16 protein-coding genes are annotated in these 16,907 nt (G+C 69.0%); 7 read left to right on the forward strand and 9 right to left on the reverse strand.

Going from position 1 to position 16,907, the window contains the following annotated elements:
- Positions 1-75 precede the first annotated feature (75 nt).
- Both hutU and hutH read right to left on the reverse strand, forming a co-directional pair.
- Positions 76-1,731, reverse strand: a complete 1,656-nt coding sequence (hutU, locus tag EV643_RS01605; protein ID WP_133798115.1) for a urocanate hydratase — start codon at positions 1,729-1,731, stop codon at positions 76-78.
- 15 nt (positions 1,732-1,746) lie between these two features.
- Complete coding sequence (gene hutH, locus EV643_RS01610) at positions 1,747-3,291, reverse strand: histidine ammonia-lyase (RefSeq protein ID WP_133798116.1); 1,545 nt, start codon at positions 3,289-3,291, stop codon at positions 1,747-1,749.
- 106 nt (positions 3,292-3,397) lie between these two features.
- On the opposite strand from hutH, the gene EV643_RS01615 reads away from it, so the two are divergent.
- From EV643_RS01615 to EV643_RS01630, 4 genes are all read left to right on the forward strand, one after another.
- On the forward strand, positions 3,398-4,297 hold the full coding sequence (locus tag EV643_RS01615; RefSeq protein WP_238165282.1) for a GNAT family N-acetyltransferase: 900 nt from the start codon (positions 3,398-3,400) through the stop codon (positions 4,295-4,297).
- A 1-nt stretch (position 4,298) separates the two neighbouring features.
- The gene (locus EV643_RS01620; protein ID WP_133798117.1) at positions 4,299-4,493 is read left to right on the forward strand and encodes a hypothetical protein; all 195 of its coding nucleotides are present in this window, start codon (positions 4,299-4,301) and stop codon (positions 4,491-4,493) included.
- Positions 4,494-4,517: 24 nt separating this feature from the next.
- Positions 4,518-5,276: an IclR family transcriptional regulator gene (locus EV643_RS01625; protein WP_133798118.1), complete on the forward strand. Its 759-nt coding sequence runs from the start codon at positions 4,518-4,520 to the stop codon at positions 5,274-5,276.
- A 67-nt stretch (positions 5,277-5,343) separates the two neighbouring features.
- Positions 5,344-6,882, forward strand: coding sequence for a carboxylesterase/lipase family protein (locus EV643_RS01630; protein ID WP_133798119.1), 1,539 nt, complete (start codon positions 5,344-5,346; stop codon positions 6,880-6,882).
- 87 nt (positions 6,883-6,969) lie between these two features.
- Here EV643_RS01630 and rpsN read toward each other — a convergent pair whose 3' ends face one another.
- Together rpsN and rpmG are read right to left on the reverse strand one after the other, a co-directional pair.
- On the reverse strand, positions 6,970-7,275 hold the full coding sequence (gene rpsN, locus EV643_RS01635; RefSeq protein WP_133798120.1) for a 30S ribosomal protein S14: 306 nt from the start codon (positions 7,273-7,275) through the stop codon (positions 6,970-6,972).
- Positions 7,276-7,279: 4 nt separating this feature from the next.
- Positions 7,280-7,447, reverse strand: coding sequence for a 50S ribosomal protein L33 (rpmG, locus tag EV643_RS01640; protein ID WP_133798121.1), 168 nt, complete (start codon positions 7,445-7,447; stop codon positions 7,280-7,282).
- A 142-nt stretch (positions 7,448-7,589) separates the two neighbouring features.
- Between rpmG and EV643_RS01645 the strand changes: the two genes are divergently transcribed.
- From EV643_RS01645 to EV643_RS01655, 3 genes are all read left to right on the forward strand, one after another.
- Complete coding sequence (locus tag EV643_RS01645; RefSeq protein WP_133798122.1) at positions 7,590-8,699, forward strand: CobW family GTP-binding protein; 1,110 nt, start codon at positions 7,590-7,592, stop codon at positions 8,697-8,699.
- Positions 8,696-8,941 (forward strand): type B 50S ribosomal protein L31, encoded by a 246-nt coding sequence (locus EV643_RS01650; protein ID WP_133798123.1) that lies wholly within the window; start codon positions 8,696-8,698, stop codon positions 8,939-8,941. Before EV643_RS01645 ends, EV643_RS01650 begins: the two co-directional genes overlap by 4 nt.
- A 355-nt stretch (positions 8,942-9,296) precedes the next feature.
- Positions 9,297-10,709 carry an aromatic amino acid ammonia-lyase gene (locus EV643_RS01655; protein WP_133798576.1) on the forward strand — a complete coding sequence of 471 codons (1,413 nt, stop codon included), beginning with the start codon at positions 9,297-9,299 and terminating at the stop codon, positions 10,707-10,709.
- Between the two features lie 13 nt (positions 10,710-10,722).
- On the opposite strand, the gene EV643_RS01660 is transcribed toward EV643_RS01655, so the two are convergent.
- The 5 genes from EV643_RS01660 to kdpC form a co-directional block, all read right to left on the reverse strand.
- The gene (locus EV643_RS01660; RefSeq protein WP_133798577.1) at positions 10,723-11,970 is read right to left on the reverse strand and encodes an SGNH/GDSL hydrolase family protein; all 1,248 of its coding nucleotides are present in this window, start codon (positions 11,968-11,970) and stop codon (positions 10,723-10,725) included.
- Positions 11,971-12,037: 67 nt separating this feature from the next.
- On the reverse strand, positions 12,038-12,889 hold the full coding sequence (locus tag EV643_RS01665) for a prenyltransferase/squalene oxidase repeat-containing protein (protein ID WP_133798124.1): 852 nt from the start codon (positions 12,887-12,889) through the stop codon (positions 12,038-12,040).
- A 53-nt stretch (positions 12,890-12,942) separates the two neighbouring features.
- Positions 12,943-13,620 carry a response regulator gene (locus EV643_RS01670; RefSeq protein ID WP_133798125.1) on the reverse strand — a complete coding sequence of 226 codons (678 nt, stop codon included), beginning with the start codon at positions 13,618-13,620 and terminating at the stop codon, positions 12,943-12,945.
- Complete coding sequence (locus EV643_RS01675) at positions 13,617-16,259, reverse strand: sensor histidine kinase (RefSeq protein WP_133798126.1); 2,643 nt, start codon at positions 16,257-16,259, stop codon at positions 13,617-13,619. The genes EV643_RS01670 and EV643_RS01675 overlap by 4 nt, the downstream gene beginning before the upstream one ends.
- Positions 16,260-16,263: 4 nt before the next feature.
- Positions 16,264-16,896, reverse strand: a complete 633-nt coding sequence (gene kdpC / locus EV643_RS01680; protein ID WP_133798127.1) for a K(+)-transporting ATPase subunit C — start codon at positions 16,894-16,896, stop codon at positions 16,264-16,266.
- Positions 16,897-16,907 lie beyond the last annotated feature (11 nt).

The raw sequence follows: 16,907 nt of genomic DNA on the forward strand, positions 1-16,907 counted from the left end.
ACGCGATCAGCGCCTTTCTCAGTCTTCGGGAAAGTGCACCATAGCGGTACGAATTGCTACGGTCGCACTGTGGAGTCAGGACTCCTGCATCGGAATCCTGACCCCCTTGCTCTCGGCCACTTCGGCCGCTTTCTCGTACCCCGCGTCCACGTGCCGGATCACGCCCATACCGGGGTCGTTGGTCAGCACGCGTTCGAGTTTCTGCCTGGCCAGCTCGGTGCCGTCGGCAACCGATACCTGGCCGGCATGGATCGATCGGCCCATCCCGACGCCGCCGCCGTGGTGGATCGACACCCAGGACGCGCCGCTGGCCACGTTGACCATCGCGTTCAGCAACGGCCAGTCCGCTATCGCGTCCGAGCCGTCCAGCATCCCCTCGGTCTCCCGGTACGGCGAGGCGACGCTGCCGGTGTCGAGGTGGTCCCGGCCGATCACGATCGGCGCCTCGAGTTCACCCGAGGCGACCATCTCGTTGAACCGCAGGCCGGCCTTGTCCCGTTCGCCCTGACCCAACCAGCAGATCCGGGCCGGCAGCCCCTGGTACGCGACCCGCTCCTGGGCCATCTTGATCCACCGGGTGAGGTGGTCGTTGTCCGGGAAGAGGTCCAGGATCGCCTGGTCGGTCTTCGCGATGTCGGCCGGGTTGCCCGACAACGCGGCCCACCGGAACGGGCCCTTTCCCTCGCAGAACAACGGCCGGATGTACGCCGGCACGAAGCCCGGGAAGTCGAAGGCACGGTGGTAACCGGCCTTGCGCGCCTCGTCGCGGATGGAGTTGCCGTAGTCGAACACCTCGGCGCCCGCGTCCTGGAAGCCCACCATCGCCTCCACGTGCCGCGCCATCGACTCCTGCGCCCGCTGGGTGAACCCGGCCGGATCCTTCTCCCGCGCGGTCGCCCAGTCGGCGAAGTCCACCCCGACCGGCAGGTACATCAACGGGTCGTGCGCCGACGTCTGGTCGGTCACGATGTCGATCGGCGCGCCCCGCTCCAGCAGGTCCGGCACGATCGTCGCCGCGTTGCCCAGTACGCCGATCGACAGTGGCCGTCGAGCCGCTTTCGCCTCCTCGGCCAACCGCAACGCCTCGTCCACCGAGTCGGCGCGGACGTCGAGGTAGCGGTGCTCGATCCGGCGATGGATGCGCGAGTCATCCACATCGACACAGATCGCCACGCCGTCATTCATGGTCACGGCGAGCGGCTGCGCGCCGCCCATCCCACCGAGTCCGGCGGTCAGCGTGATGGTCCCGGCGAGCGTTCCGTTGAAGCGCTTCGCGGCGACCGCCGCGAACGTCTCGTACGTGCCCTGCAGGATGCCCTGCGTGCCGATGTAGATCCAGGATCCGGCCGTCATCTGGCCGTACATCGTCAGGCCCATCGCCTCGAGCCGGCGGAACTCCTCCCAGTTGGCCCAGTCGCCGACCAGGTTGGAGTTCGCGATCAGCACCCGCGGCGCCCACTCGTGCGTTTGCATCACGCCGACCGGGCGGCCCGACTGCACCAGCATGGTCTCGTCGTCGCGCAACGTGGTCAGGGTGCGGACCATGGCGTCGAACGAGTTCCAGTCCCGGGCGGCCTTGCCCGATCCGCCGTACACGACCAGTTCGTCGGGGTGTTCGGCGACCTCGGGGTCGAGGTTGTTCTGCAACATCCGCAGTGCGGCCTCCTGAGGCCAGCCCTGAGCGGTCAGGGTGGTACCGCGAGGAGCGCGCACGGGACGGGGTCCGGACATGGGTGATCCAGCCTTTCAGTTCAACGGGCCGGTGACGGCCTGGACAGCGGACAAATAGGAGCCGTCGGCAACCAGTCCGACGGAGTACTCGATCTCGGGCCCGAGGTGCCGATCGGTACCGGGCCCGGCGACGTGCTCGCGCAGTACAGCCCGTACTGCGGCTGTGGCGGGCGCCGGCGTCAAGGGGGCGCGCAGGTCGAGCGCGCGTGCTGCGGTGAGGATCTCGATCGCGAGCACCCGCTGCAATCCGTCGATCGCGCGGCGCAGCTTGCGGGCGGCGGACCAGCCCATCGAGACGTGGTCCTCCTGCATCGCGCTGCTCGGGATCGAGTCGACGCTGGCCGGGACCGCGAGCCGCTTCAGCTCGGACACGATCGCGGCCTGGGTGTACTGCGCGATCATGTGGCCGCTGTCGACGCCGGGATCGTCGGCGAGGAACGCGTTCAGCCCGTGGTTGCGGGCGACGTCCAGGAACCGATCCGTACGCCGTTCGCTGATGCTGGCCACGTCGGCCACGGCGATCGCGAGGAAGTCCAGCACGTAACCGACGGGTGCGCCGTGGAAGTTGCCGTTCGACTCGACCCGGCCATCGGGCAGCACGACCGGGTTGTCGATCGCGGCCGCGAGCTCACGGTCGGCCACGGTCGCGGCATGCGTCGCCGTATCCCGGGCAGCTCCGTGCACCTGCGGCGAACACCGCAGCGAATACGCATCCTGGACCCGGTTACACTCCGGCCCTCGATGACTCGCCACGATCGCACTGTCCGCCAGTACTGCGCGGAGGTTGGCGGCCGCTGAGGCCTGCCCCGGGTGCGGGCGGAGTCCTTGGAGGTCGGCCGCGAACACGCGATCCGTGCCGAGCTGGCCTTCCACGCTCATTGCGGCGGCGACGTCGGCGGTCTTGAGCAGGCGATCCAGGTCCGCGAGTGCGAGCACGAGCATCCCGAGCATGCCGTCGGTCCCGTTGATCAGCGCCAGGCCCTCCTTCTCGGCCAGCACGACCGGCCGCAACCCGTGCGCCTCCAACGCGGCCCCGGCTTCGAGGAGGTTGCCGCCGGCGTCGCGGACCTGTCCCTCACCCATCACGGCAAGGGCGACATGGGCCAACGGCGCAAGGTCACCCGAACATCCGAGGCTCCCGTACTCGTGCACGATCGGGGTCAGCTGGGCGTTCAGCAGCCCGGCGTACGCCTGAGCCGTCTCCACCTTCACCCCGGTCCGCCCGGTCGCCAGGGTCGACAAGCGCAGCAGCACGAGGGCGCGGACCACTTCGGTCTCGACCTCGGGCCCCGAGCCGGCCGCGTGCGACCGGACCAGGCTGCGCTGCAACTGCGCCCTCAACTCAGGCGCGATGTGCCTGGTCGCGAGCGCCCCGAACCCGGTCGAGATGCCGTAATGCGGGGTGTCCGCATGCGCCAGCGCCTCAACGGCTGCCCGCGACTTCGCGATCTCCTCCAGGGAGTGATCGTCGATCCGCACTTTGGCGCCGTACCGCGCTACCGCGACCACGTCCGCCGCGGTCAGCGGCCCGACGCCTACGATTACCTCAGCTGTTTCCACCCGTTCATTGCACCGCGCTGCACCGACAGTAGACAGCACTTCCACCGACTTCCCGTCTCGAATTCGAGACACGACGCTGACCCCCAGCGCGGCCTACGCTCAGGGGATGGGGTTCGAGGTGCGCCGAGCGGTGCCGGAGGACGCAGCTGGGATCGCTGCGGTCTGGGCCGCGGCAGTGCCTTATCTGGTGAAAACGGCCAAGGGGATCGAGGCCGAACTGCGGGTGCGTGGGTCGTCCCGGGCGCAGTTGGTGGCTGTCGACGGCGGGCGCGTGGTCGGATCCGGCTCTGCGTATCTGCCAGACCCCGCAGACGTTGCGCCTCGGGTGCGGTTCAGCGTGCAGGTGCCACCGATTGAGCGCGGACGTGGAGTCGGGAGTGACCTGACGACGGCAGCGATCGAGGCCGCGGTCGAGGCGGGAGCACGGTCGTTGCTGGTGGTCGTCGCCGATGACGAGCAGTCCAAGGCGTTCGCCGAACATCGTGGTTTTGCGATCGGACGGGAGATGAGTCACTCGCGGGCGGAGCTGGCCGAGGTGCCCGCGCCGGCGGAGGTGCCGAGCGGGTTGCGGCTGGTCGATTTCGGGGAACTGACACCGCAGCAGGTGTACGACGCGACGACGGCTGTTGCCGGTGGAGATCCGAGTGGACTGTCCCACGTCCCGCCGTACGACGAATGGGTGGCGGGGGGCTGGAGCAATCCGGATCTGCGCCGCGATTTGAGTGTGGCCCTGCTCGACGGGTCGGCCGTCGTGTCGTTCGTGGCCACCACGGCTGACCCGGAGCGCAAGGTGATCTGGTCGAATCTGACCGGCACCGTCCCGGCGTACCGGGGTCGTGGACTGGCGAAAGTGGTGAAGTCGCACGCGCTCAACCGGAGTCACGCGGCCGGGTTCGAGGCGGCGTACACGGGGAACGACGCGAACAACTTGCCGATGCTCGCCGTGAACGCCTGGCTCGGGTATCGGGTGGTCGGATCGGCCTGGACCGCGGAGAAGACGCTCTGAGATGGTCAGACTCACCCTGTCGCTCGTGTTCTTCGCGGGCCTGTCGATCGGTGTCGGCTTCCTGCTGTCCGGCGACGACCAGCTGATCGACTGGCTGCTGGCCGGTGGGCTGTTCGGGATCGCACTGGCCGGCGAGCTGACCCGGCTGCGGATCCGCCGCAGCCGCGCCCAAAATGGTCAATCGACTGGTTTGTGAGGACCCGCCGCTACCCTCGCAGTTGTGAGCGGCAACGTTCCCGCCTCGACCCGCACTCTGCGGGTGCTGACGTTCCTGGCCACCCAGCCCGGTCCGGTACCGATGGAGCGCATCGCCTCCGCGGTCGGACTGCCGCGCTCGTCGACCTATCACTTGCTCAAGGCAATGATCGCCGAGGGCTTCGTCGTGCACCTGCCGGAGGAGAAGCGGTACGGCCTCGGGGTGGCCGCATTCGAGATCGGGTCGGCCTATCTGCGGCACGATCCGCTCGAACGACTGGCCCGACCACTACTCGCCCAACTGGTCGCGGACGTCGGCCAGACCGCCCATCTCGGCGTCCTGCACGGGCGTGAACTCGTTTATCTGCTGAAGGAACAGCCGCCCCGGCCGGTCACCCTCGTCACGGACATCGGCGTCCGCCTGCCGGCCACGCTCACCGCGTCGGGTCGTGCACTACTGGCCGCGCTGCCGCCTGCTCAGGTGCGTGCGTTGTTCCCGACGCCGGAGACCTTTGTACGCCGGACCGATCAGGGACCGCAGACGCTCAGCCAACTGCGTCGATTGCTCGCGGACGAGCGGCGACAGGGCTACGCCGTCGAGGACTCACATGTCACACCTGGCGTCGCGTCGGTCGCCAGTGCCGCCCTCGACCATGCCGGTCACCCGGTCGCCTCGATCAGCGTCTCGTTTCGCAGTGAGGCGATCCCGCCGCCCGAGCGTGCCCTGCTGGCCCGCCGGGTCCGCCAGACCGCGGACGCGTTGACTCGTCGGCTGCGGGGCTGATTTCGCTGCACTAGTGCGCCTGCCTTTCCGGGGTCGAGATACCCGCGATCCGAGGAAAGCTGGCGCAATGAAGAGACGAATCCCGGCAATCGCTGCCTTACTCGCCCTCCCGGCTACCTTGCTCGCCGTCCCCACTGTTGCGGCGGCCTCGGACGACAGCGTCGTGCGGACTGACACCGGTCTCGTGCGCGGCATCGTCGGTGACGAAACCCGAACGTTCCGAGGCATTCCGTACGCCGCGCCGCCGACCGGTGAATTGCGTTGGCGTTCGCCACGTCCGGCCGCGAAGTGGGACGGGGTCCGCGACGCGACGCGGTACGCGGATCCCTGTGTGCAAGGAGAACACCCGGTCGGTGTAGCGAGCACCAGCGAAGACTGCCTCTACCTGGACGTGACCACGCCCACCGAGTCCGGGCAGAACCGGCCGGTCGTCGTGTGGATCCACGGCGGCAGCTTCAAGCACGGCGCAACGAGCGTCTACCAACCGGAACCACTCGTCACCAAGGGTGACGTGGTGGTCGTCGAGGTGCAGTATCGGCTGGGGGCGCTCGGGTTCCTCGCCAGCCCGTTGCTGGAGCGATCCGGCACCTTCGGCCTGGAGGATCAGCAGGCGGCTATGCGTTGGGTCCAGCGGAACGCGGCCGCCTTCGGTGGGAATCCGCGCAACGTCACGATCATGGGCGAGTCCGCAGGTGCCTACAGCGTTTGCGACAACATCGCGTCGCCGACCGCGGCCGGGCTGTTCCAGCGGGCGATTGTGCAGAGCGGTCCGTGTGCGCAGGAGTACTCGGCCATCAACTACGCCGGACCCCGCCCGCGCGAGGTCGCCGAGACGTACGGCCGTGAGCTGGCGGAGTCACTCGGATGTGCGACCGCCGACTGTCTGCGGGAGGTCCCGGCGGACAGGCTGCTGGCCGCGACGGACGAGGCCGAGTTCAGTCCGGTGCTCGGCGGGCCGGTGCTGCCGATCCACCCGGCGAAGGCGTTGCTGACCGGCGGGGTCAACAAGGTGCCGGTGTTGCACGGGATCAACCACGACGAGGAACACGGCCGATACGGAGCGCAAGAGGCCGCGACCGGCGTACCGATCACGACTGCGGAATACGAAGGGGAGGTACGGCGGATCTTCGGCGCCGATGCTGATCGGGTGCTGGAACGGTATTCGGACGTGCAGCCAGCCGGGTTGGCGTTGTCGACCGTGTTGACCGACTCGCAGTGGGCGTATCCGGCCGCCCGGTCGAACCGGTTGCTGTCGCTGCGGATGCCGACGTACACGTTCGAGTTCGCGGGCAAGGCGCCTTGGTACAACGGACTCGCGGAGCCGGGATGGCCGGTCGGGTCGCATCACATGAGCGATCTCGCGTACTTGTTCGACCTTGGCCTGCTGCAACCGCTGAACGCCAGTCAGCAGCAACTGGCGGACGAGGTGATCGCCCGATGGAGTGCGTTCGTCCGGACCGGGAACCCGAACGCCGACGACACGCAGTACTGGCCGCGAGCGACTCCGTCGGACCGGACGGTTCAGTCGCTGAACCCGGCCAGGGTCAAGCGGACCAACTTCCTCGCCGAGCACCGGATCGGGTTCTGGCGGTCGCTGGAGGACTGAGAACGTGACGGCGGGCCGGGAACCACCTGATCCCGGCCCGGGCGTCGCTGGAGGACGGCCCGGCTGATCTCGGCCGGGCTGTCTGGATTACCAGGAGGACTTGGTGATGCCGGGGAGTTCGCCTCGGTGGGCCATGGTGCGGAAGCGGACTCGGGAGATGCCCGCCTTGCGGAGGTAGCCGCGTGGGCGGCCGTCCGCGACGTCGCGGTTGCGGATCCGGATCGGGCTCGCGTCGCGCGGCAGCTTCTGCAGTTTGAGCTGCGCCTCGCCGCGCGCGTCGAACGAGCTGGCCGGGTCGGCGATGATCCGCTTCAGCTCGGCCCGGCGCTCGGCGTACAGGGCGACCTTCTGCTTACGCTGCTCGTTCTTGACGATCTTGCTCGTCTTCGCCACCGGGTTACCGCTCTTCCCGGAAGTCCACGTGCTGCCGGACGACCGGGTCGTACTTGCGCATGGTCAGCCGGTCGGGGTCGTTGCGCCGGTTCTTGCGGGTCACGTAGGTGAACCCGGTGCCGGCGGTGCTCCGCAGCTTGATGATCGGGCGGATGTCGTTGTGCTTGGCCATTGCATCTTCCTTCCGGGCGCTGTCCCGCGCCTTCGCACTCGGTACCGTGAACGTCTGCGCCGGGTTCGCGTATTCCGGTCCGGGCAGGATATGTTCTAATGGTTATCGTTTTCAATAAGATCGTACAGGGAAGAGGGTACGGATGCTGCCGGTCACCTTGGTCGCCGGGGTCGGCGAGACCACCCGCGGAACCGTCGCCGGCACGCTGCTCGGCCCAGGCACGGTCCTGGTCGAGTACGACGTGAGCGGGCTTGCCGGCGGCACGGTGATCCGGATCGCGCGGACCACGTCGGCCGTGATCGACCGTGAGGTGATCCGGATGGGCCACCCGTGCATCTCGTGCGCGATGCGGGGATCCCTGGTTCCGTTGCTGGTCAGCATCGCGGCGGTCGAGCGGTACCGGTCCGTGATCGTGTCGATCCCGGGTGCGGGTGACACGCAGGCGCTGGCCGAGGAGATCGCCCGGGACGCGAGCAAGGATCTCCGGGTGGACGCGGTCCTCGCGGTGATCGACCCGTCTTCCTTTGTGGCCGACGTATCTGGTGACGAACTGCTCCGGGACAGCGGGGTCGCGACCGCCGCCGAGGACGGCCGGGCCCTGGCCGAGGCGATCATCCGGCAGCTCGAGTACGCCGACGCGGTGGTCCTGAGCGAGCCGGACGAAACAGCTCGCGCGTTGGCGCAGGCGATCAACCCGCAGGCGTTGGTACGGACCGGTGACGAGGCGGTCGAGCTGGTCGGCGTACGGCTGCATGATCCGGATGCGGCGGAGACTCGGGTGGAGCCGGGATCGATCAGTGCGCCGCTGGTGGAAGAAGCCGGGCCGGTGCGGACGTTGGTGTGGCAGTCGGATCGGCCGTTCCACCCGGAGCGGCTGTACGACGCACTAGAGGACCTGGTCGCCGGGACCGCGCGAGGCAAGGGCACGGTCTGGCTGGCGTCGCAACCACGGGCTCGGCTCGGCTGGGACAACTTCGGCACCAACATCGCGATCGGCGTACTCGGCCGGTGGCTCGTGGATCTGTCGGCCGATCGGTGGTCCGAGGTGAGCCAGACGCATCAGGCCCGGTCGGCGCTGGAATGGCATCCCGAGCACGGCGACCGGGCGTCGTACCTGTCGATCACCGGGGTCGGGCTGGACCTGTGGGAATTACGGCGGCGGCTGGACGGTTGTGTACTACGTGCGGACGAACCGGCCGAGACGCTGACCGATCCGTTCGCCCCCTATCTGGAAGGAAGTACCGCAGCATGAAGAAGGCTATCCACCCCGACTACCGTCCGGTCGTCTTCCGGGACAAGTCGGCCGGCTTCAGCTTCCTCACCGGCTCGACCCGGGAGAGCGCCGAGACCGTGACGTGGGAGGACGGCAACACCTACCCGGTCGTCGACGTCGAGATCTCGTCGGCCAGCCACCCCTTCTACACCGGCCAGCAGCGTGTGATGGACACCCAGGGCCGGGTGGAGAAGTTCAAGAAGCGCTACGGCCAGAGCTGACCAATCCGATCCGGCCTGGCGCCACCGGCCGGATCAGGTTGTCAGCCGCTGAGCCGACACAGCCTTGGCACGCCTGCCGCTCGCCCGGCGGCGCTGCCACCCAGGGCCCGCCGATCACCTCATGATCGGCGGGCCCTGTTCGTTGTCTCCGTACAGCTCGACATGAGGTAGTCCCCGAAAACGCCGCGGATCGGGATGCGCTGAGCGTGGGACCAGGCCGTCGACCCAACTACCTCATGTCGAGCTGCACAGCCTTGATCAAGCAGGACGCCGTTGTCTCGAATTTGAGACAGAAACTCGGCTGGGGTGATGCGCATTTGGGGGGTGTGAGACTCACACTGGGCGGGTGGAGCCGATGGAGATCTCCGGGGGTGGATTGTCGCCGTTGAACGCCGTGGCGCTGGGGCAGCGGCGGACTCCGGTGCGGCTGGGGGAAACGTCGCGGAAGCGGATGGCCGAGTCCGCGGCCGCGGTGGCGGAGATCGCGAGGCACCGGCCGGTGTACGGGCGGACCACCGGGGTCGGCGCCAACCGGGACGTGCTGACGAACGACCCCGAACACGGTGCGCGGTTGCTGGCGTCCCACTCAACGACCGGGACCACGTCGTACCCGAAGGACGTCGTCCGCCTCGGCCTGCTGATCCGGGTCAACCAGCTCGCCACCGGCGGGTCCGGACTGGCCCCGGAGGTCGCCGACGCGATCGTTGCCCTGCTCAACGAAGACGACCTGCCCGACCTGCATCGCGGTGGCGCGATCGGCACCGGCGACCTCGGCCCGCTGGCCGAACTCGGCCTCGCCCTCGGCGACGTCATCGACGGGACCAGCACACTCCCCCTGCTGTCCAGCAACGCGCTCACCCTGGCCGACTGCTGTCTCGCGTACGTCGAGGCCGCCACCCTGATCAACGTCGTCCCACTCGTCGGCGCCCTGTCGCATGTCGCCCTCCGCGGCAACCTCGAGGTGTACGACGAACGTGTGCACGAGGCGCGACCGCAACCAGGTCAGGTCCGGGTGGCCCGCCGGATGCGCGGCTTGCTCGACGGGCTGCCGATTCCACCGGCCCGGGTCCAGGATCCGTTCGGCCTGCGGGCGTTCGCGCAGGTGCTCGGGCCCGCGGTCGACCATGTCGATGCCCTGGGCAACGCTCTCACGATCGACATCAACGCGTCCGCCGAGAACCCGCTGGTGGCCGGCGACACCGTGCTGCACAACGGCAACTGGCACGCGATGCCGATCGCCCTCGCCCTCGACTCACTCCGGCTCAGCCTGCACAGTGTGGCGACCCTGTCCACGTCCCGAGTGGCGAACCTGGTCGATCCGGACTTCACCGACCTGAGCCGGTTCCTCGCCAGCGGGGCGGAGGCGAGCTCGGGCGTGATGATGATCGAGTACGTCGCGCACGACGCGCTCGCCTCGGTCCGTTCGACGGCCCAGCCCGCCACCCTCGGTACGGCGACCCTGTCCCGCGGCGCCGAACACCACGCCAGCTTCGCCCCGCAGGCCGCCGTCCTGACCAAACAACTGCTGGACGCGCTCCGAGACGTGCTGGCCTGCGAGTTGGTCACCGCGGTCCGGGCGATCCGGTTGGCCGGCCTCACCCCTGAAGATCTGGCGCCCGCGGTGGTCGCAGCCTGGCTGGCGGACGCGCTGGCGGCGTTGCCCGCCGACCTGACCGACCGATCGTTGCGCGACGACCTGGAGATCGCCCGCGGTCTGCTCACGCAGTGGGGCGATCGCCAGGTCGAGCACCCCGCCGAAGCCGGCTAGCGGCGAGGACCGGTCAGTCGCTGGTCAACATCAACAGGTCGACGGCCCGCGCCATCGCCGTGAACCCCTTGGCATTGGGATGCAGGTGATCCCCGCTGTCGTACGCCGGCAGCAACCGCAACGGCTGCTTCGGATCGCGGACCGCGTGCTCGAAGTCCACAAATCCGTCGTACTCACCCGACGTGCGGATCCACTGGTTCAACGCCTGCCGGGCGATCTCGCCGCCGACGGTGTAGTGCGAAGTGGCCCAGTACGGCGTGAGGGTCGCTCCGTACGCCTTCAGGCCGGCCGCGTGCGCCCTTGCGATCAGCTTGCGATGCGCGTTGATCAGCTGGGTCGCGGAGATCGAGCCGCGAGTGGCCCGGATGTCGTTGATCCCTTCGAGGATCAGGACGCCCTTCACACCTGGCCGGCGGATCACGTCCCGCTCGAACCGGGCCAGCCCAGCCTCACCCGAGACGCCGCCGTTGGACAGCAGCCGGTTGCCGCCGATGCCCGCGTTCAACGTGCCGAAGCCCTGCAGGAGAAGGAGATCCGCGAGCTGGTCGGGATAACGCTGGTTGCGGTCCACCGGCGAGGACGCGCCGTCGGTGATCGAGTCGCCGAACATCACCACCGAGCCGACGGCATCCGACCGCACGTCGACCCCTTCCACCACGAACCGCGCCATCCCCGGGATCTTCCGGTACGGCGCTCCGCCGGCGCCGCTCTGATTCCCCCGCGCCATGAACGCGGACGCGTAACCGGCCGGGTGCTGCGTCAACGGACCGGTCGCGCGCGGGAAGTACGTGCTGATCACCACGTCGCTGTCCTCGGCGACCGGCACGTCGATCTGGTCCGAGACGAAATCGGCGCCGGCCGGGATCGTGACGCCCGGCTTGCCGCGGAAGGTGACCGGGACGATCCGGAGCAGCTCCACGTTCGGCGTACCGGCGGCCGAGTCCTTGCGCGGTGCGACCGTCACCCGGCCGACCACGAGCGGCCTGGTGCCGAAGCGATTGGACAACCGGACCCGGATCGAGCTGCCCCCGATGGACAAGTGGGCGACCTGCCGGATGGTCATGTTGCTGACACCGGTCGCGGACAAGCCGGACGGACTCGCCTGGGTCATGGACACGCCCCAGCTACCGACCCAGGTCTTGACCACGGCGGTGGTCGGCTCCGGCTGGGCGGCAGGTTCGGGCGCGGTGGTCCCGGGGAGGGAGGAGGCGATCACAGCGATGGCGGTGACCAACGACTGCAACCAGCTCTCAGCGAGCATCACGGGTTGTCGGCCACCTCCTCACCCGCCGATTCTCCCACAGCCCCCGGTGCAGCCCACCCGCGTTTCAGCTCACCTTCAGCCGCCCGTACGCCTGCAGGGTTCGCAACGCCCCGACGGTCACGATGCCGCGGTACTCCAGCGTTGGGACGGTGCCTGGGGGTTCCCAGGTGAGGGACCAGCCGCCGTCTTGCTGTTGGTCCGCGAGTAGGCGGTCGAGGTGGGCCTCGATTTGCTGGTCGTTGAAGAGTTGGCGCCAGAAACTGTCCGGTGTCGGCGCGAAGTGCAGCGGGGTTACGCCGTACGACGGGTCGGCGGCGTCGGCGCGGTAGTGGGACAGCTTGGGGAGCCAGTCCTTTACCGCGGCGACGTCCACGTCGGGCTGGTGCTCGAGGAATTCCATCGACTCGTGCATCCCGTGCGCGTCCTCGGGGAATCCCTGGGCCAGCTTCGCCTTGCACCACTGTTCGGCCTGATCGCGCCACGGGTGCTTGACTCCGAGTTGGTGCAGCCGTCCGACCAGTCCGGCCGTCGGGTTGAGGTCCGGCTGGTACATCCACTCGCCGATGTGCTCGGCCCGCGGGTAGCCCTCCACCGCCGGTGTCCCGAGTGACACCGCGCCTTCGGGAGTCGCCACCGACTGCAACCAGTCGCAGGCACCGCGCACCAGTTCGTCATCCCGGGCACCGGCCGCGAGCAGTACGTCGAAGGCCATCTCGACGTCGAGACCTTGACTGTCCGGGCATCGCTTGTCCGGTTCGAGCCCGTGCCCGAATCCACCATCGGCGTTCCGGTAACCCCGCAACGCGTCCACCACCCCGGCCGGGTCCGCGCCCTCGAACAAGGTCGCGAACAACCGCCGCTCCACCAACCGGCCCTCACGCCGGACGAACTCACGAGCCGCTTCGAAGATGTCCATACCCCAACCATGCCCGCCGGGCCGGCCCGTCGTCTTGAAGGAATCGGACACTACTAGGGTTCGAAGCGGTAGCCCATGCCCGGTTCGGTGAGCAGGTGCTTGGGGCGGCCGGGGTCGGCCTCGAGTTTGCGGCGGAGCTGGCCCATGTAGAAGCGCAGGTTGCCGCCCGCGTTCTCGTACCCGGGTCCCCAGACCTCGGTGAGCAGTTGCCGCTGGGACATCAGCTTGCCGGGGTGCCGGATCAGCACCTCCAGAAGATGCCATTCGGTGGGAGTCAGCCGGATGTCGTCGCCACCTTCCAGTGTCACGCGTTTGGCGGACAAGTCCACCTGCGCGCCACCGACGGTGACGACGGGCTCGTCCTGGCCGAGGTTGCTCCGGCGCAGTACGGCACGCATCCGGGCCAGCAGCTCGTCGATGCCGAACGGCTTGGTGACGTAGTCGTCCGCGCCCGCGTCCAGCGCCTCCACCTTGTCGGTGCTGTCGGTCCGGCCGGACAGCACCAGGATCGGCGCCTCGGTCCAACCGCGCAGGCCGCGGATCACCTCGACGCCGTCGAAGTCGGGCAGGCCGAGGTCGAGGATGACCAGGTCCGGCGGGTACTGGGCGGCCACCTTGAGGGCGGCCGTCCCGCTGCCGGCCACGTGCACCTCGTACCGCCGGGCCTTCAGATTGATCTGCAGGGCCCGCACGATCTGCGGTTCGTCGTCGACCACCAGCACCCTGGTCATCGGTCCCCTTCCAGCCGGCTCTGTTCGGCTTGGCTCTGCTCCAGCCGGAGCTGCTCAAGCGTGCCGCGCTCGAGCCGGCCGGGGACCGGCGCCTCGGCCTGCCTAGTTGTTGCCGCTGGCATCGAAACGACCATGGTGAGACCGCCGCCGGGTGTGTCCTCCGGCTGCAGCGTCCCGTGCATCGCCTCGGCCAGGCCGCGGGCCAGGGCCAAGCCGAGACCGACGCCGGTGGTGTTGTCCGTATCGCCGAGCCGCTGGAACGGTGCGAACACCCGATCCCGATCCTCCCGCGGAATCCCCGGGCCCCGGTCGATCACCCGGATCTCGACCACGTCACCGAGCGAGCTGCCGGTGAGCAGCGGCGCCTGGCCCGGTGGGGAGTGCCGAATCGCGTTGGCGAGCAGGTTGGCGACCACCCGTTCCAGCAGGGCCGGGTCGACGTCCACCAGGGGCAGGTCTTCCGAGACCTCCACGGTGAGCTGACGCGCCGACTCGCCGAGCTCGGCCAGCACCCCCGGCATGATCTCGTCCAGCGCCGTCGGCCGGGTGAAGACGGGCAGTACGCCGGCCTGCAGGCGGCTCAGGTCGAGCAGGTTGTCCACCAGCCGGCTGAGCCGGTCCAGTGACTCGTCGGCCGTCTCGAGCAGCTCTTCGCGCTCCGCCGGGGTCCAGTCGACGTCGGAACTGCGCAGGCTGGTCACGGAGGCCTTCGCCGATGCCAGCGGCGACCGGAGATCATGGCCGACCGCGCGGAGCAGCGCAGTACGGAGTTTGTCTGCTTCTGCCAATGGCTTCGCCTCCGCTGCCGCTTCGCTCAGCCGGGTCCGGTCGACCAGGGCAGCCGCGTGGGCTGCGAATGCACCGACCAGCCGGCGTTCGTCGGCGGCCAGCTGACGACCCTGCAGAACCAGGACGAGATCCTCCCGCCCGGGGATCTCGGCGTCGCCGTCCTCGGGGCGGCGACAGGTCGGCGTACCGGCCCCGGCAAGCGGGCGCCACGTCTCGCTCATCTCGTCGTCATCGATGCGTTCCATCAGGCAGGCGCCCGTCATCCCGAATGCCTCCCGGACCCGCTCGAGCAGAGCGGGCAGCGCCGTTTCGCCGCGCAGGACGGTGCCGGACAGCGTTGCCAGCGTCTCGGACTCCGCCGCTGCCCGGGCCGCCTGCCTCGTACGCCGGGCGGCGCGGTCCACGACCGAGGAGACCAGCGCCGCGACCGCGACGAAGATGCCCAGGGCAAGCGCGTTGTTCAGTTCGGCGATCGTGAAGGTTCCGACCGGCGGGGTGAAGAAGTAGTTGAGCACCAGCGTGCCCGCGATCGCCATCAGTATCGCCGGCCACAGCCCGCCGACCAGGGCGACCACGACGACCGCCAGCAGGAAGGCCAGCACATTGCTGGTCAGGTTGAGCGTGTCGCCGCCGAGACCCAGCAGCAACGCGAGCAACGGCGGCAGCAGGACGGCCAGGGCGAAGCCGTAGATCAGGCGGCGCTTGGACAGGTTGCCGCCGGTCAGCCGGGGCAGCCGGCCGCGACCCACCTCGGAGTGCGTGACGATGTGGACATCGATGTCGCCGGACTCCTGGATCGAGGTGAATCCGATCCCCGGACCGGTGAGCAGGCTGCCCAGCCAGGTGCGGCGGCTGGCACCGATCACCAGCTGGGTGGCGTTCTCGGCGCGGGCGAAGGACAGAAGTGCGGCCGGGATGTCGTCACCCACCACCTGGTGGTAGGTGCCGCCGATGCTCTCGATGAGCCGGCGTTGCTGGGCCAGCCGGGCCGGATCCACGCCGGTCAGTCCGTCGGACCGGGTGACGTGGACGGCGAGCAGGTCCCCTCCGGAGGACCGGGCGGCGATGCGGGCGGCACGCCGGATCAGGGTCTCGCCTTCGGGACCACCGGTGAGCGCGACGACAACCCGCTCGCGCGCCTCCCAGGTCGAGTCGATGTCATGTTGCTCACGGTACTGCTGCAGACCGGCATCGACCCGGTCGGCGAGCCAGAGCAGCGCGAGTTCGCGCAGCGCGGACAGGTTGCCGACCCGGAAGTAGTTGCCGAGGGCAGCATCCACCTTGTCGGCGGTGTAGACGTTGCCGTGCGCCATCCGGCGGCGCAGCGCCTCCGGGGTCATGTCGACCAGCTCGATCTGGTCCGCGGCCCGGACCACCCGGTCCGGCACGGTCTCCCGCTGCGGCACCCCGGTGATCTTCTCGACGACGTCGTTGATCGACTCCAGGTGCTGGATGTTCACGGTGGAGATCACGTCGATCCCGGCGCTGAGCAGATCGTCGATGTCTTCCCAGCGCTTGTTGTTGCGGCTGCCCGGCACGTTGGTGTGGGCCAGCTCGTCGACCAGCACCACCTGGGGCCGGCGGGTCAGGATGGCATCCAGGTCCATCTCGGTGAAGCTGGCGCCGCGGTGATCCAGGATCTTCCGCGGCACCACCTCCAGCCCTTCGAGCATCTCGGCGGTGTGGGAACGGCCGTGGGTCTCGACGAAGCCGACCACTACGTCGGTTCCGCGCTCATGCCGCCGCTGCGCCTCGCCCAGCATCTTGTACGTCTTGCCGACACCGGGCGCGGCGCCGAGGTAGATCCTCAGATGCCCCCTCGGACGCGCGCTGCCTGCCATACCCCCCATGATCTCAGTTCAGTTCGGCCAGATCGCGGTTCAGGGTGACAACGTTGACCCTGGGCTCACCGAGGAAGCCGAGCGTCCGGCCCTGGGTGTTGTCCTCGACCAGCTGCTTCACCTGGTCGACGCTGAGGTTGCGCTCCCGCGCAATCCGGTTCACCTGCAGCGCGGCGTACTCCGGGCTGATGTGCGGGTCCAGGCCACTGGCGCTCGCGGTGACCGCATCCGCCGGAACCTGTGACTCGTCCACCTGCTCGAGGGCGGCCACCGCCTTCTTCCGCTCCTCGACCAGCGCGAGCAGATCCGCGTTGTTCGGGCCGAGGTTCGACCCCGAGCTGGCGCCGGCGTCGTAGTCGACCGCGGACGGCCGGGTCTGGAACCACTTCGGGTCGGCCTCCATGATGGCGTTGCCGTCGGCGTCCTTCTGCCCGGTGTCGCGGGTGTAGGCCTGGCCGATCAGATCCGAGCCGGCGTCCTTGCCGTCGACCTGGAACATCGAGCCGTTCGCGTTGTCGTTGAACAGGACTTGTGAGACGCCGGTCATCACCAGCGGGTAGAGCACCCCGACCAGCACGGTCAGCACGATCATCGCGCGGACCCCGACGGCCAGCTGGCCCAGGGCGCCCCTTCTTGTGCTTGCCATTCGTCTATGCC

The organism is Kribbella caucasensis (assembly GCF_004361855.1).
Classification (GTDB): domain Bacteria; phylum Actinomycetota; class Actinomycetes; order Propionibacteriales; family Kribbellaceae; genus Kribbella; species Kribbella caucasensis.